General features: G+C 43.9%; 15 protein-coding genes. 5 read left to right on the forward strand and 10 right to left on the reverse strand.

What is annotated here, in order from left to right; translation table 11 throughout:
* Positions 1 to 23: 23 nt before the first annotated feature.
* Positions 24 to 2,321 carry an RNA polymerase recycling motor HelD gene (gene helD, locus I6H64_RS06965; protein ID WP_005916055.1) on the reverse strand — a complete coding sequence of 766 codons (2,298 nt, stop codon included), beginning with the start codon at positions 2,319 to 2,321 and terminating at the stop codon, positions 24 to 26.
* A 139-nt stretch (positions 2,322 to 2,460) separates the two neighbouring features.
* On the opposite strand from helD, the gene I6H64_RS06970 reads away from it, so the two are divergent.
* From I6H64_RS06970 to hflX, 4 genes are all read left to right on the forward strand, one after another.
* Positions 2,461 to 3,108 carry a histidine phosphatase family protein gene (locus I6H64_RS06970; RefSeq protein ID WP_008842017.1) on the forward strand — a complete coding sequence of 216 codons (648 nt, stop codon included), beginning with the start codon at positions 2,461 to 2,463 and terminating at the stop codon, positions 3,106 to 3,108.
* 45 nt (positions 3,109 to 3,153) lie between these two features.
* Positions 3,154 to 4,785 (forward strand): APC family permease, encoded by a 1,632-nt coding sequence (locus tag I6H64_RS06975; protein WP_002829996.1) that lies wholly within the window; start codon positions 3,154 to 3,156, stop codon positions 4,783 to 4,785.
* Positions 4,786 to 4,789: 4 nt separating this feature from the next.
* Positions 4,790 to 5,470, forward strand: a complete 681-nt coding sequence (locus I6H64_RS06980; protein WP_008842019.1) for a histidine phosphatase family protein — start codon at positions 4,790 to 4,792, stop codon at positions 5,468 to 5,470.
* Positions 5,471 to 5,824: 354 nt separating this feature from the next.
* Positions 5,825 to 7,117, forward strand: coding sequence for a GTPase HflX (hflX, locus tag I6H64_RS06985; protein WP_005919551.1), 1,293 nt, complete (start codon positions 5,825 to 5,827; stop codon positions 7,115 to 7,117).
* Positions 7,118 to 7,207: 90 nt separating this feature from the next.
* Here hflX and I6H64_RS06990 read toward each other — a convergent pair whose 3' ends face one another.
* The 8 genes from I6H64_RS06990 to I6H64_RS07025 all read right to left on the reverse strand — a co-directional run bounded on the left by I6H64_RS06990 (position 7,208) and on the right by I6H64_RS07025 (position 12,813).
* Positions 7,208 to 7,861 (reverse strand): amino acid ABC transporter permease, encoded by a 654-nt coding sequence (locus I6H64_RS06990; RefSeq protein ID WP_005919554.1) that lies wholly within the window; start codon positions 7,859 to 7,861, stop codon positions 7,208 to 7,210.
* Positions 7,861 to 8,511, reverse strand: coding sequence for an amino acid ABC transporter permease (locus tag I6H64_RS06995; RefSeq protein ID WP_002831087.1), 651 nt, complete (start codon positions 8,509 to 8,511; stop codon positions 7,861 to 7,863). Before I6H64_RS06995 ends, I6H64_RS06990 begins: the two co-directional genes overlap by 1 nt.
* The gene (locus tag I6H64_RS07000) at positions 8,508 to 9,341 is read right to left on the reverse strand and encodes a glutamate ABC transporter substrate-binding protein (RefSeq protein ID WP_024862587.1); all 834 of its coding nucleotides are present in this window, start codon (positions 9,339 to 9,341) and stop codon (positions 8,508 to 8,510) included. Before I6H64_RS07000 ends, I6H64_RS06995 begins: the two co-directional genes overlap by 4 nt.
* A gap of 12 nt (positions 9,342 to 9,353) precedes the next feature.
* Complete coding sequence (locus I6H64_RS07005) at positions 9,354 to 10,094, reverse strand: amino acid ABC transporter ATP-binding protein (RefSeq protein ID WP_004166713.1); 741 nt, start codon at positions 10,092 to 10,094, stop codon at positions 9,354 to 9,356.
* A 142-nt stretch (positions 10,095 to 10,236) separates the two neighbouring features.
* On the reverse strand, positions 10,237 to 11,085 hold the full coding sequence (locus tag I6H64_RS07010) for a DUF6681 family protein (RefSeq protein WP_005919560.1): 849 nt from the start codon (positions 11,083 to 11,085) through the stop codon (positions 10,237 to 10,239).
* Between the two features lie 12 nt (positions 11,086 to 11,097).
* On the reverse strand, positions 11,098 to 11,610 hold the full coding sequence (locus I6H64_RS07015; RefSeq protein WP_024862590.1) for a hypothetical protein: 513 nt from the start codon (positions 11,608 to 11,610) through the stop codon (positions 11,098 to 11,100).
* Between the two features lie 126 nt (positions 11,611 to 11,736).
* Complete coding sequence (locus I6H64_RS07020) at positions 11,737 to 12,183, reverse strand: Fur family transcriptional regulator (RefSeq protein WP_002830008.1); 447 nt, start codon at positions 12,181 to 12,183, stop codon at positions 11,737 to 11,739.
* A gap of 60 nt (positions 12,184 to 12,243) precedes the next feature.
* Positions 12,244 to 12,813, reverse strand: coding sequence for a guanylate kinase (locus I6H64_RS07025; RefSeq protein ID WP_002831082.1), 570 nt, complete (start codon positions 12,811 to 12,813; stop codon positions 12,244 to 12,246).
* 120 nt (positions 12,814 to 12,933) lie between these two features.
* Between I6H64_RS07025 and I6H64_RS07030 the strand changes: the two genes are divergently transcribed.
* Entirely contained in the window at positions 12,934 to 13,110 is a 177-nt protein-coding gene (locus I6H64_RS07030) for a hypothetical protein (protein WP_008842024.1), read from the forward strand.
* Positions 13,111 to 13,211: 101 nt separating this feature from the next.
* On the opposite strand, the gene I6H64_RS07035 is transcribed toward I6H64_RS07030, so the two are convergent.
* Complete coding sequence (locus I6H64_RS07035) at positions 13,212 to 13,628, reverse strand: NUDIX domain-containing protein (protein WP_036685634.1); 417 nt, start codon at positions 13,626 to 13,628, stop codon at positions 13,212 to 13,214.
* Between the last annotated feature and the right edge of the window lie 47 nt (positions 13,629 to 13,675).

The raw sequence follows: 13,675 nt of genomic DNA on the forward strand, positions 1-13,675 counted from the left end.
ATCCATCGTTTGCTGTGCATAATTTAATTAATTGTTTGGTATAACGACTCGGGGATTTTAGCAATTAACGGACTAAGTTGTCCCTTGGCTACTACTAATAAACGATGCATTGCCCGTGAACAAATGGTGTATAACAACTGTTCGTCGCGGTGACTTTGATAATTTTCCGCGTTGGCATCCCAAACAATCACGGAATCAAATTCCAGTCCCTTAGCTAGGAAGGATGGGACTACTAAAGTTCCTTCCACAAGTCGTTGATTTTCCGTGCGAATTAAAGTTACCTTTTCTCCAGCGGCCTGTAACTGCTCCGTGATTTGCTCACATTCTGCTAAACTACGACCAATAATTGCGGTAGTTTCGTGGTCTTGGCGATCCCGTTCTAACTGGGCTTGGACCGTCTTAAGCATGGTAGCTTGATCTTGAGTAACGGCAACCCGGGGTAACTCGCCTTGGCGGTTGAACGCTTCGATTGCTTCGCCCTCTTCTAAAATCTCCTTCGTGAAGTCCGTAATTGGTTGCGTCGAGCGGTACGACTTCGCCAACTGAACTACCTTAGTTTTTTCTGGATCAAACATGGTCGAAAGTTCTGCCAAAAGGGTTTTACTGGTTTCGTTTGCGTAAATTGATTGGTTCAAATCCCCTAGCAAAGTGAACTTAGCCTTCGGGAAGTTATACCGCAGATAAGCCAGTTGAAAGGCATTGTAATCTTGGATTTCATCGATAAACACGTAGCGCATCGAACGGTCACCCCGTTTACCAGTAATTAAATCATAGAGGTACAAGTACGCTGACGTATCCACCATCGTTAATTGCCGATTTTTAAGATTTTCCACTAGTTTTTCCACATGGGCCTGCCACTGTGCTTCGGTAACCCCGATTTTTTCTAACTTATACCACTTTGGCAAAGTCCGGAGCATGTGGACGTACTGCGCGTTAATACTCAAGAAGCGGTTCCGCATAATTGCGTTCCGAACCGGTTTTAACTCTTTAACCACAATTTGCCGAGCTAAAAACTTAAATTCTTCGTCATTGTCCTTGAATTCGCGAGGTTTATTCTTAAACAACTCGTGAATTTCTTCTTGGCTTAAGTTTTGCACCGCTTCTTCTACCCATTTCGTCCGTAGTTCGCTCCCAACCTTTTGGTTAAGCATGCGAATTAAGGTCTCTCGAGTTCCGTCGATCCGGTTACTTAAGCTATAAGTGTCGTTAAACGAATAGTAAATTTCCTTAATCTTTTCCCTGCTAGCGAACGGTTTTTCCTTGAACATGATATTTCTAAACCGCATGCCGCCCTTCCCAAGGTGCTGTGCATAACGGGTTAGGGCTTTAAAGAATTGTAAACTACCTTTAAATTGGTCGATTTTTCGTTCTGCGTCAGTAAGCTGCTTATCAAACCGTTGTTGTAAGTTTTCCACATCTAAGTTAGGAATCCGCCGCCGGGCAAATTGGTAATAGGTCATCTGCACCATGTTTTGTTCCCCTAATTCAGGTAACACTTGGTCCACATAGTCGTTAAACAACTGGTTTGGCGAGAACATAATCACTTGGCCTGCAGTCAGTTTTCCCCGATAACGGTATAACAAGAACGCAACTCGTTGTAAAATTGCCGCCGTTTTTCCTGAACCAGCCGCCCCTTGCACAAATAAAAGGTCCGCGGACGTGTTCCGGATAATTTGATTTTGTTCGCGTTGAATGGTGGAAACGATGCTCTTCATCTTTACGTCCGACTGTGAGCCTAAAGCGTTCAATAACATTTGATCGCCAATCGTTTCGTCAGTATCGTAAACCGAAATCAACTTACCGTCTTCAATCGTAAACTGGCGCTTTAACTTTAAATCTACGGATTGTTGCCCATCTGGGGTTGCGTACTCCACGTGGCCCATTTTGCCATCATAGTAAACACTTGAAATTGGCGCACGCCAATCGTAAATCAAAAAGTGGTCCGGAGTATCCGAAAACGAGCCCAGTCCGATGTAGATGGTCTCGTCATTTTTCTCGCCCTCTTCGTGGAAGTCAATCCGGGCGAAGTAAGGCCGTTTTTGCATTTGTTTAAGTGTTTTAATTCGTTTGGTTGCGTGTTGCCAACTATTCTCGCGCTCTTCGAGCAACTGTTGTTGTTGGCGAATCGAAATTGCCGTGTCCATCATTCCTGAATAACTGGAAGTGTTGATCCGGACATCGTTATAAAAATTATCTTGGATTGCTCCGCGATCATTTTCGGCATTCTTAGCATCTTTTTGGGCCTTATCCATAGCAATGTCTACCTTATCTAAGACCTCTGCTAAATGTTTTTCTTCATATTTAAAAATTTCGTCTGCCAATATGTTTCACCTCTCGGTTTTGTTAGACATAAATTTTACTCCTTTTTATGCGTTTTCACAAAGATTTAAGTCATTTTGGAAATTTAATTTATGATAGAATGGTTGAGGTTTTACAAAAAATAAGGAAGGACAGAAGCTGATGAAACAACTAAAGCTGTACTTTGTCCGTCATGGACAAACCATTTTTAATAAGTACAATCGGATGCAAGGCTGGTCCGACTCGCCCTTAACTGAAAAAGGGTACGCAGACGCCCACCAAGCTGGCGTCCGCTTAAGTGACACCAAGTTTGACGCGGTGTACGCTTCGGATACCACCCGAGCAATGAACACCGCCCGCGCCATTTTAGCTGAAAACAAGCATACTACCGCTGAAATCCTACCGAAAACCGAATTTCGGGAAGAATTTTACGGCTATTTCGAAGGCAACGATTCCGCCCAAACTTGGTTTGAAGTTTTGATGCCGATTTCTGGAAAACGTTCGTTCCACGAATTTCTCGAAGAACGCCCGATTGCAGAAACTAAAGATGCTATTAAAGCGGCAGATCCTTTCCACGATGCGGAAAACAACGCCGAATTTTGGGAAAGAATCAACCGTGGATTTAATGATTTGCTAGCGACCGCTAACGATGGCGATCAAATCCTCATCGTCAGCCACGGAACGACAATCCGTTCCATCGCAGCTAAAGCAGATCCTGAACTAGACATCACTTGGGGACCTAAAAATGGCAGCATTACCCGTTTTACCCTTGATGAAGATGGAATTCATTTAATCGAATATAACAATTAAGATAGTAGAATTGAGATTTAAAATTTACATAGGAGAGACGTAAGAATGGAAAATTCACCTTTAGATGCAAAAAAAAGGTACATTAGCTGGCCGGTCGTTGCTCTGATGGACTTTGTTACCGTAATTGGCTTTGACGATTTAATTTACAATTTTCATAACCAAGGTTTAGCAATTGTTTCTACCTGGGTTTTGATGATCCTGCTTTTTGTTTGGCCATATGAAATGATGGTTGGCCAACTAGGCGGAACTTTCAACGAAGACGGTGGCGGACTAGCTTCCTGGGTTCGCGCAACTAACGGGGACCTTGCCGGATACATCGTGGCCTTCTTCTACTGGATTGCGGGATTACCATACGTAGTCGACGTTGCTAACTCCGTGGTAGTTTCAATTAGTTGGTTAGTTAAGGGTAACGGGGACTTACAATCCTACATGCCCACAATTGCCTTTGCTCTCTTCACCGCGGTGGTCTTTTTAGTTTTCATTTGGTTCCAGCACTTTTTCCGCAACCGCTCGTTGGAGATTCTCAGTACTTTAGGCGGCGGGGCCATGTTTGTAATGACGATTCTTTTCGTGGTAATGACGGTTGCCGCCCTAATGCATGGTCGTCACATTGCTACCCAGCCCTTTAACGCGAGGGCCTTCATCCCTAAAATTGATGGACACTTCCTATCTACCTTTGGGTTATTAATTTTCGCGATTAACGGTGCCGAACTTGCCGCACCATACGTTAAGGAAATGAAAGACGGTAAACGGGACTTTCCGAAAGCCATGATGATGCTCCTATTAATGACGATTTTCCTCACCGTCTTTGGTTCGTTCTCGTTAGCAGTGTTCTTTAACGCTCACCACCTTCCTTACGATTTAAAGATGAACGGTTCCTACTACGCCTTCCAAGCGCTAGGAAAGGAATTTGGAATTGGGGATACCCTCATGTACATCTTTGCGGTGAGTCAAGCCCTTTACATGTTTGCCCAATTGGCGGTTATTTTAGACGCCAGCACCCGGATCTTCTTGTCTGACGTCGCAATGAAGTACTTGCCTAAATCACTAGGTAAACTAAATAGCGACGGTTTGCCAATCAACGGGTACTGGTTAACCACTGGAATCGTTTCGCTGGTACTCTTCCTCAGTAACTGGCTACCAAGTATTAACGATATGTTCAACTGGCTTTTGAACATCAACGGGATTGTTTCGCCGTTCGTAACTAGTTTTGTCTTCTTTGCCTTCATGCGCATTCGGCAAAAGAGTAAAGAATTCCACAGTGATTACGTCTTCATTAAAAACGACGTTCTTGCTTGGTTGGTGGGAGCATGGTGTTTTGTAATCACCATCGTATTTTCACTGTTAGGGGTTCGTCCAACCGACGCGACGCCAGGAACTGCTTTATACGACAAGGAATTAGCGTTGAACATCATCATTCCGGTAATTTTCATTGCCCTATCCGCGTTGCTTCCTTACATGGCGTGGGTAGAACGTAACCATTTGAAGAAGACTTCCCGGGCTTCCTACCCATTTGCAATCTTAACCTTCATTGTGGGCGCTTATCTAGTAATTAAGGGCCACTACAGTGCTGACGTTTGGTCTGGCGTGATTGCTTGGGGAATTATCGTGGTCGCTACCTTAGCGGTTTACTTCCTCTTCTTTAACATTTTTAGAAAATCATTTAAGAAAGCATAGATTCATGAAAACTGTTAACTATTACTTTGTACGGCACGGGCAAACCCTCTTCAATCGGTACCGCCATTTACAAGGTTGGTCTGATTCGCCGCTTACCGAAAAAGGAGTGCACGACGCCCAACAAGCAGGCGACTTCTTAGCGGACGTGGATTTTGCCCACGCTTACTGTTCGGATACTACCCGGGCAATTAAAACGGCCCGGTTCATCAACCAACGAAATCATCACCCGCTACCCGAAAAAACAATCGAACCAATCGCAGCTTTTCGGGAACAATTTTTTGGTTATTTCGAAGGTGCTAATTCGGTAGAAACTGAATTTAAACTTTATCAACAACATTCCACAATTGAACCAACCCTTAACGCCATGACCGCTTTACATGGCATTAAGGCAGCCATCGACGTGTGGAAAAACGTGGATCCGTTCCACGATGCCGAAAGCTATACGGAAATCACCACCCGTTTGCAACAAGGCTTGGATTACACCTTTGACCAAGCTAACGATGGTGATAACGTGTTAATAGTATCGCACGGAACTTTGATTCGAATTTTGACGTCCATGTTCAACCCGGAAATTGACGTGTCCCATAGCCCCCGCAACGGGAGTGTTACCAAATTAAAATTGAGGGACCAAGATGGAATGGTGGAATATTTTGGCAGAGTGTGGAAGTCCTCGGGGAGAGTTTGAGGATTAATCGAGGAATAGGCATAATTGTCCAAACAATTATGCCTATTTTTTGATTAACCGGAAGACTCTGAGGACTGGAACACGTTTCGACTGCAACATATAGAACCACACGCTCAACTAAAAAGTAGACCTAATTGTCGAGACAATTAGGTCTTTTTTTAGTTAACCGGAAAGGGTTGGGGCTGGAAACACATTTCGAATAGGTTGCATACCCAACTTTTGTCCCACTCTCATTTTCTTATTACGGCAGAGAAATTTACGCGGCTCACCCCGTAAAATGCTTATTTTTCTACCCCCGCCTAATCCATGATATAATTATATAAACGTTTTCAATAATTTGGAGGCCATTCTTATATGAACGAAGAAATCAATGAAGAACCAATTATTATTGCCGGTCTAGAACTTCCTGGCGTTAACCTGGATTACGCCATGGCAGAACTTAAGTCGTTAGCATCTGCTAACCACATGAGGGTGATGGACCAGCTTACCCAAAAATTAGAACGGCCTAATGCCGCAACCTATTTTGGAAAAGGAAAGATTGAAGAACTGACCCAAGTAGCTGCGGCTCGCGAAGTCGAAACCCTGGTGGTTAATGACGAATTAACCCCTAGTCAGCTTAGTAACTTAGAAAAGGAAACCCAGTTACGAGTCATCGACCGCACCGGTTTGATTTTAGAAATCTTTGCTAACCGGGCTCGTTCAAAAGAGGCCCGTCTCCAAGTTGAACTTGCCAAGTTGCAATATCAGCTTCCCCGTTTGCGGACTAGCGCTACCCAGCGACTTGACCAACAAACTGCCGGAAATACCGGCGGTGGATTTACTAACCGGGGTGCTGGTGAAACTAAGCTAGAATTAAACCGGCGGACGATCCGCAATCGAATCAACCACATCAACCAGGAACTTAAGGAAATGTCCACTTCGGCCAACGTGCAACGCCAGCGTCGGGATAAAAAGGACATTCCTAGCGTAGCCTTGGTTGGGTACACCAATACTGGAAAGTCGACCACGATGAATGGTTTAATCAGTATGTACGGTCGCAATGAAGACAAGCAAGTTTTCGAAAAAGACATGCTGTTTGCCACCTTGGACACTAGTGTGCGCAAACTAACCTTCCCAGACCAAAAAGAACTGATTCTTAGCGATACGGTTGGATTTGTCAGCAATTTGCCACACCAGTTGGTAAAAGCCTTTCGTTCCACCCTGTCGGAAGCTGCTAAAGCGGACCTCCTTGTACAAGTTGTGGACGTATCCGACCCGCATTACCGGGAAATGATGCAAACTACTGCGGACACCCTCCAAGAAATTGGGGTCACCGACGTTCCCATGATCTACGCCTTTAACAAGGCCGACCGGGCAGGCATCGCTTACCCGACGTTGGATGGTACCGAACTCACCTACTCGGCAAAGCAGCTTCAATCACTCGAAATGCTAACTTCGTTAATTAAAAAGCAAGTATTTAAAAACTACGTACGTGCTGATTTCCTGATTCCTTTTGATGAAGGTCAAGTAGTCAACTTCTTAAACGGCAATGCCGACGTAAAGAAAACTTCCTACACCGATCAAGGAACTAAAATCACCGCCGAACTAAAGGACAGTGATTATCAGCGGCTCGCCCAGTACGTTGTCCAACCTGAAGATCGAATTTAAAATTTTGTTAGCTACTAACGCAAAAATGGCATTCAACTCTGATTCGGTAACGAATGGGGTTGAATGCCATTTTTTATTAGTTTTACAATCTTACGCTAATTTTTTCTCTAGTTTTCGCGAGATGATCGACAAGGTATAGCAGACCACGAAGTACATTCCTGCTAGAGCCACAAACATTGGAATAATATAATTTGTGTTTTGCCCGTAAATGATTTGCGCGTGGTACATCATTTCCGGAAGCATGATAATCGTCGCTAAAGAAGTATCCTTAATCAACGAAATGAATTGGCTAACCAAAGCGGGAATCATCCGGACCTGCGCCTGGGGCAAAATAATGTAGCGCATTGCTTGCCAATACGATAACCCGTTCGCCCGGGCGCCTTCCATTTGGCCTTTATCGATCGAAACAATCCCGCCCCGAATAATTTCCGCAATCATGGCTGATTCAAATACCGTTAGCGCCAAAATTGAAGATGGCAAGATTCCCAACCGAATTCCTAAGTTAGGCAATCCAAAGTAAACGAAGAAGAACATTAACAAGAGGGGCAAGTTTCGGATTACGTCAATCACCACACCCACCAACGCTGACAAGTAGCGTACGTTAAGGTAACGGATTAGTCCCAGTATTCCACCGAGCACGTAGCTAAAAATAATCGAAATCACCGAAACTTCAATAGTTATCCACAGTCCCTTTAATAAGAACGCTAAATTTACCGCGGAATAGGCTTCCATAAATGCGTGCATTAGGCGACACCTCGATTCGTCCGTTTTTCTAGGTACCGCATGTAGTAACTTAGCGGCATCGTAATAATGAGATACAATACTCCCACTACTAGATAAGAGTTAATCGTGTCAAAGGTGGTGGAGGCAATGTCGTTACCCACGTACATCAGGTCAAATCCAGCCACGAAAGCTAACACTGACGAATTCTTAACTAGGTTAATAAATTGGTTTCCTAAAGGTGGAATCACAATCTTAAAGGCCTGGGGCAAAACAATGTAACGCATCGCTTGGCTAAACGTCATTCCGTTTGACCGGGCCGCTTCCATTTGGCCCCCGCTTACCGATTGGATTCCCGCCCGCACCGTTTCGGCAATGAAAGCCGAAGTGTAGATGGTCAATCCAATGGTTCCGGCGGTAAAACCATTTACCGCGGGGACATACCGCGGAATCACAATGTAAAAGAACATGGTCACTACCAGTAGCGGAATGTTTCGAACCACTTCCACATAAATGCGGCCAATGGTCCGTGCTAACCGACTAGGCAAGACTTCCATGATGGCAAACAGTGATCCGATTACTAAACTAAAAAATAACGCAATCAAACTACAAAGTAGCGTCTGTCCGAGTCCGCTAAAGAGCTCCGCACTATGATTAGTTAAAATATTAATCATCGTTCCACCTCCCGGTAATTAAATCCAGGAATATCGCCAAACCATTTCTTGATGAGTCGGTTATACTCCCCGTTTGCGATAATTTCTTCCAACGCTTGGTTAAGGTGTTTTTTCAACGCCGGTTGGTTTTGGTTAATGGCAATTCCGTAAGGTTCCTTAGTGAACGCCTTTCCGACCACTTTAAATTGGGGATTATCAACCGCCATCCCAAATAAAATACCGTTATCCGTAGTTAAAGCCGCTCCCTGCCCGGATTTTAGTGCCGTAAGGGCTTGAGCATAGTCTTGCAACTGAATTACCTGTGCTTTAGGGGCAACTTTTTTAACGTTGCTGACCGAATTAGCACCAACCACCCCAATCACCTTGGTACCCGGATGGTTTAGATCCTTTACGCTGTGAATCTTACTATCTTTAGGAACTAACAGGGATTGCCCGGCATCAAAATAGGAGTCTGAAAAATCAACTACTTTTTGCCGGTCCTTAGTGATCGTCATCGTCGCAATCACTGCATCCAAATTGCCATTCTTCAGCAGTGGAATCCGTGTTTGGCTAGTTACTTGAACAAATTTGGCCTGCGCATCCTTTCCCAACATCTGCTTCGTCAGCGCTTTAGCAATGTCAATATCAAACCCCTTAATTTGGGAGTCCTTTACGTCCATTAATCCAAACAACTTGGTATCGGCCTTTACCCCCCAAGTGAGGGTTTTAGTTTGCTGGGCGGTTTGCCAAGCGTCACGTTGTTTAGCTTCTTGCTTTGTACAACCACCTAGAATGCCCAGAAAAAGTACGGCTGTCAGTCCCAAGAAAAGCATTTTAAACCTTCTACGCATGGGGACCACCTCCTAGTGTTTGATAATCTTGCTGAGAAATTGGCGTGCCCGTTCGTTAGATGGTTGTCCGTCAAAGAACTCTTCCTTGCGGTCATCTTCGAGAATTCGGCCACCATCCATGAAAATCACCCGGTCCCCCACTTCACGAGCAAAGCCCATTTCGTGAGTCACCACTACCATGGTCATGGCGGAATCGCGGGCAATTTGCTTCATAACGTTTAAAACATCATCGATCATTTCAGGATCGAGCGCGGACGTTGGCTCATCAAATAAAATACATTTAGGCTGCATCGCTAAACTACGGGCAATCGCAATGCGTTGTTTTTGCCCCCCTGATAACATGGCAGGCATGCTGTCTGCCTTTTCAGCTAGTCCAACCCGATCCAGCAGTTCCATTGCTAGTTGGCGATTCTGTTCTTCAGGTCGTTTAAGCACGACCCGGGGAGCTAGCATAATGTTCTCTAAAACGGACTTGTTATCATACAAGTTAAAATGTTGGAAAACCATTCCCACTTCTCGGCGAATTTTGTTGATATTAGTTTGGCGGTTGGCCAAGTCAAATCCGTTGACAATTAATTGACCACCGTCAATACTTTCTAATCCGTTAATGGTTCGAATCAAGGTGCTTTTTCCTGAACCAGACGGTCCAATCAATACCACCGTCTCTCCCTTTTCGATCGTTAGATTAACGTCGGTTAGGGCATGAAACTTACCGTAATACTTTTCCACATTATGAAATTCGATCATCGACATCTTGATCCCTCCGTTTCCATTTACCCGATTACATTAACGAAAGATTAAAATTAGATAAATTTTTGGTTATATTGACTATACTGGACAAAAAAAGACCTGTCAAAGTAAATACATTGACAGGTCTTAATAATTTATCATCAAATCACTTCGAAAGTGAGGTTTGGCGCCGTTTATAAGCAATATTAATTTTTAAGCGGTATGGTTCATTTTCCACGATCATTCCAGAGCGACCGCGTACTTTCTTTTCGCCACCAATTAAAAACGCGTTTGCTAAATACAAGTGGTTTTCAGCTTTAGCGGCTTGGTAACTGGATAAGCCCACCTTGGTAATTTCGCCCACTGGAACGGCCTCCATTTGGTTCATTCCAGCTATCACAGTGGGTTTGCCAGCAACGAGTTGGACTTCCGCATACGGGATCGCCACTCCCAAGTCGCCGATTGCGTACGTTTCGGTTTGCTGAGCAGGCATTTCTGCCCGTAATTCTTCGTCAGTCCGGCCCCCATAATCCATGAAGACCATCCCTGATTGAATCATCTTTTCCGCAATTTGTTCAATATTTTTTTGTTGGCGCGCAGATGAAACGATCGTGGCGGGTAACAGGGCCTTCTGGTCGAAAACTCCGCCTGGACTAGCAACTTGGCGGCTTTGTCGTTCTACCCGCGAAAGGCGGCGCCGGAATTCTTCTTTTTCCCGCACTTCTTCTGGCGTACCCCCAATGTATTTTTCTAAAATTGGAGAAATATCAAACGGAGCCTGCTTATTAGTGAAATAGTAATAAATGTTCATAATTGAGAAATACAAGAAGATCAAGAAAATTGCTAATAGCAGTAATCCTCTTGTATATGCGCCATTTTGGATAAAGCGAATCCCAATGTATAACAAATACCAATTCCCTACAAAGGCTGTGATGGTGTAAATTTGGTTCTTCAACTTACTCTTAACACTAATCATGCCCATGTAATGACTTACTAATGTTAGAAATGAAATCACGTTTATCCCCCCTTATTGACCTGTATTAGTATCAGTGGTCGTGGCCTTTTGGACGGCAGCCTGTTGGTTAGTATCCTGCTGCGAACTTGCTTGTCCTTGCGATGCAGCAGCTCCCGATCCTGAACTTGCATCTCCGGAACTATCCGTCGTGGTCTGGTCCTCATCATTTGCCCCACTAGAGGCCTTATCATTGCCAGTCGAATCCTTAGTCGTTGTCGAAGAAGAATTGTCTTGAGTTTGATCATCAGTTGGTTGTGAAGTTTCCCCACTGCTTGAAGTATCTTCACTCGGCTTGCTGCTTTCTTCAGAACTCGATGACGACTCTTCCGATTTATCTTTAGAATGTTCATCGTCGCTTGAAGGTTTCTTTTCTGGTTCACTGCTTTCAACTACTTTTGAAGAACGCACCGGCGCTCCTTCAGAAGTGTTGGTAGCTTTATTAACAATTACGTTTGTCGCACTTAGCGCAATTATCATCGTCACGATGGCAATCGGCGTTAAAAAAGGTGGTGTTCTGTATGCCATTCTATCTCCCTCCATATTTCCAAACGTTAGCATACCAAAAAAACGCGCTCAGGTAAGCAAAACTCCCCCAAGTTTGCAATAACTTTAATATTTTATCTGATAAAGTTAACATTTAACTTATCCATACTATGCGTGAACTTTTTTTGCACACTCAGCACAGATCCCATATAACTCAAAATGGTGTCCGGTAATCTCAGCACCCGGTAACTGGTCACTAAAAAAACTCAACGGACACATTTTTAATTCCTGTACTTTTCCACACTGGTTGCAAATAAAGTGATGGTGATGTGCATGCTGCTCGTTACAGTCCAGTTTTACTTCTGTTTTTCCGTCATTTTCGTTTTGATTTTCTTCCACAATTCCTAGTGCCGCAAATTCCTTAACGTTTCGGTAAATCGTGTTATGACTCATCTTAGGAAATTGTAGCCGCATCAAGCGGTCTAATTCGGTTAATTCCAAATACCGATCACCGCTTTGCGCAAGCAACTCTAATAAACTCTGCCGCTGACGCGTAATTTTATAGCCGTTCGCTTTTAAAATTTTAACCGCAATTGCAATTGGGCTTTTATCCACAGTTTGCCACCTCGTAAATAGTAATTATTACGCTTTACATTAACATATTTAGGGGCGCATTTAAACGTCCAAAGTTTGCTTTTTGACCTGCAAATAAAATGCGTCAAGTTTTTGCTTAGTAGCCTGCCAATCGTCGTTATCAATCACGGTTGCCTTTCCTTGTAGTTCACTTGGCAATTCCATATCTCGGCGATACTCAGGGCTGTTAATTCTTTTAGTGATTGAATCCATACTATCCCCACGCTTCAACAGCCTTTGTTTCAGCGTAGCTTCTTTTTGCACCCGCAAAAACAAAATTTCCACTTGGTCACCCAATTTTTGCTGGTAAGTAATTGCCCCGGCCGTGTCTAACACAATGCAAGCAATCGGGTTCTTTTGCCACGCCTGGGTGAGCCCTTCGTAGGAAGAGCCGTACCGGTAGTGAGCGTACTGAACTTGTTCCAAATAATGATTTTGGTCGAACGAATCCGCCGTTTCAAAATAATAGTCCACCCCTTGCTTTTCATTAGTCCTTTGGGGGCGGGTGGTGTGCGTGATCACCTTCACAACGCCATAACGTTGGTTAAGATAGTCTGCTACTGTGGTTTTCCCCGAACCCGTAGGCCCCGCTATTACAATAATCTTATTCATTTCCCTTACTCCAAGCTTAAATATTTGCATTTTTGTTTAAAATGTTGTAAATTAAGGTATCGTATCAATTGGAAGCGCTTTTCCCGCTTCTAAAATTCATGATTTAGGAGGTTTATCATTATGCAATTTAAAAAGTACAGCACAGCTTGGTACAGTATCGCACTTGATACTGAAAAGCAGGTTTTTATCGCTAATGATAAAGCCCAACCAGAGTTTCAAGCTACAGGCGTAACGATTGAAGAAGCAATTCAAAATCTTCAAAGCCTCGAAGAAAATTCATTCAGCAAGTTAACATAACTTAACTCTTAAAAAGCTTTATCAAATGCAAGTAAGGAGGCCATGACCCGCGATGTCATGGCCTCTTTTTTGTTTGCTTTGCGCGCGCCCAATTTTTATTACTATTGTTCTGCTTTCCGAATATATTGGTCCGCGTTATCTAACGCCTGCTTTAAGTTTAGGTAGGTTAGCCGCTTTCTAGCAGCTGCGTAATCAAGCCACGCCGCCATGCTAATTTCTTCCTTCTGCAATCGAACTACCGTATCTTCAGGAACCTTTGCCGTAAATAGGGTCACTTTCTTGTCGTTTTCGCCAACTCGATAATTTAAAACGTCGTAAAAACGATCGTCGACCGTAGCGATAATCCCGGTCTCCTCCCTAATCTCCCGCTCGGCGGCTTCAAGAGCCGATTCCGTATTTTCTAAATGTCCTTTAGGGAATCCCCAAAAAACGCTCGTAGCGCTTTTTAGCAATAAGTAATACGGCTCTTTTGCCCGCATTTGGTAAACTACTGCTCCGCCATCCAATTCTAAAGCCATCGTCATTCCTCCGTTTTTTGCTTACTTTTTTAATTATACCAGTCTCT

Source organism: Pediococcus acidilactici (assembly GCF_016127815.1).
In the GTDB taxonomy this organism is placed as follows: domain Bacteria; phylum Bacillota; class Bacilli; order Lactobacillales; family Lactobacillaceae; genus Pediococcus; species Pediococcus acidilactici.

Excerpts from the sequence above, each read along its gene's own strand:
- I6H64_RS06970 (WP_008842017.1), top strand. The coding sequence starts at position 2,461 with ATGAAACAACTAAAGCTGTACTTTGTCCGTCATGGACAAACCATTTTT.
- I6H64_RS06975 (WP_002829996.1), top strand. The coding sequence starts at position 3,154 with ATGGAAAATTCACCTTTAGATGCAAAAAAAAGGTACATTAGCTGGCCG.
- I6H64_RS06980 (WP_008842019.1), top strand. The coding sequence starts at position 4,790 with ATGAAAACTGTTAACTATTACTTTGTACGGCACGGGCAAACCCTCTTC.
- hflX (WP_005919551.1), top strand. The coding sequence starts at position 5,825 with ATGAACGAAGAAATCAATGAAGAACCAATTATTATTGCCGGTCTAGAA.
- I6H64_RS06990 (WP_005919554.1), bottom strand. The coding sequence starts at position 7,861 with ATGCACGCATTTATGGAAGCCTATTCCGCGGTAAATTTAGCGTTCTTA.
- I6H64_RS06995 (WP_002831087.1), bottom strand. The coding sequence starts at position 8,511 with ATGATTAATATTTTAACTAATCATAGTGCGGAGCTCTTTAGCGGACTC.
- I6H64_RS07000 (WP_024862587.1), bottom strand. The coding sequence starts at position 9,341 with ATGCGTAGAAGGTTTAAAATGCTTTTCTTGGGACTGACAGCCGTACTT.
- I6H64_RS07005 (WP_004166713.1), bottom strand. The coding sequence starts at position 10,094 with ATGTCGATGATCGAATTTCATAATGTGGAAAAGTATTACGGTAAGTTT.
- I6H64_RS07015 (WP_024862590.1), bottom strand. The coding sequence starts at position 11,610 with ATGGCATACAGAACACCACCTTTTTTAACGCCGATTGCCATCGTGACG.
- I6H64_RS07025 (WP_002831082.1), bottom strand. The coding sequence starts at position 12,813 with ATGAATAAGATTATTGTAATAGCGGGGCCTACGGGTTCGGGGAAAACC.
- I6H64_RS07030 (WP_008842024.1), top strand. The coding sequence starts at position 12,934 with ATGCAATTTAAAAAGTACAGCACAGCTTGGTACAGTATCGCACTTGAT.
- I6H64_RS07035 (WP_036685634.1), bottom strand. The coding sequence starts at position 13,628 with ATGGCTTTAGAATTGGATGGCGGAGCAGTAGTTTACCAAATGCGGGCA.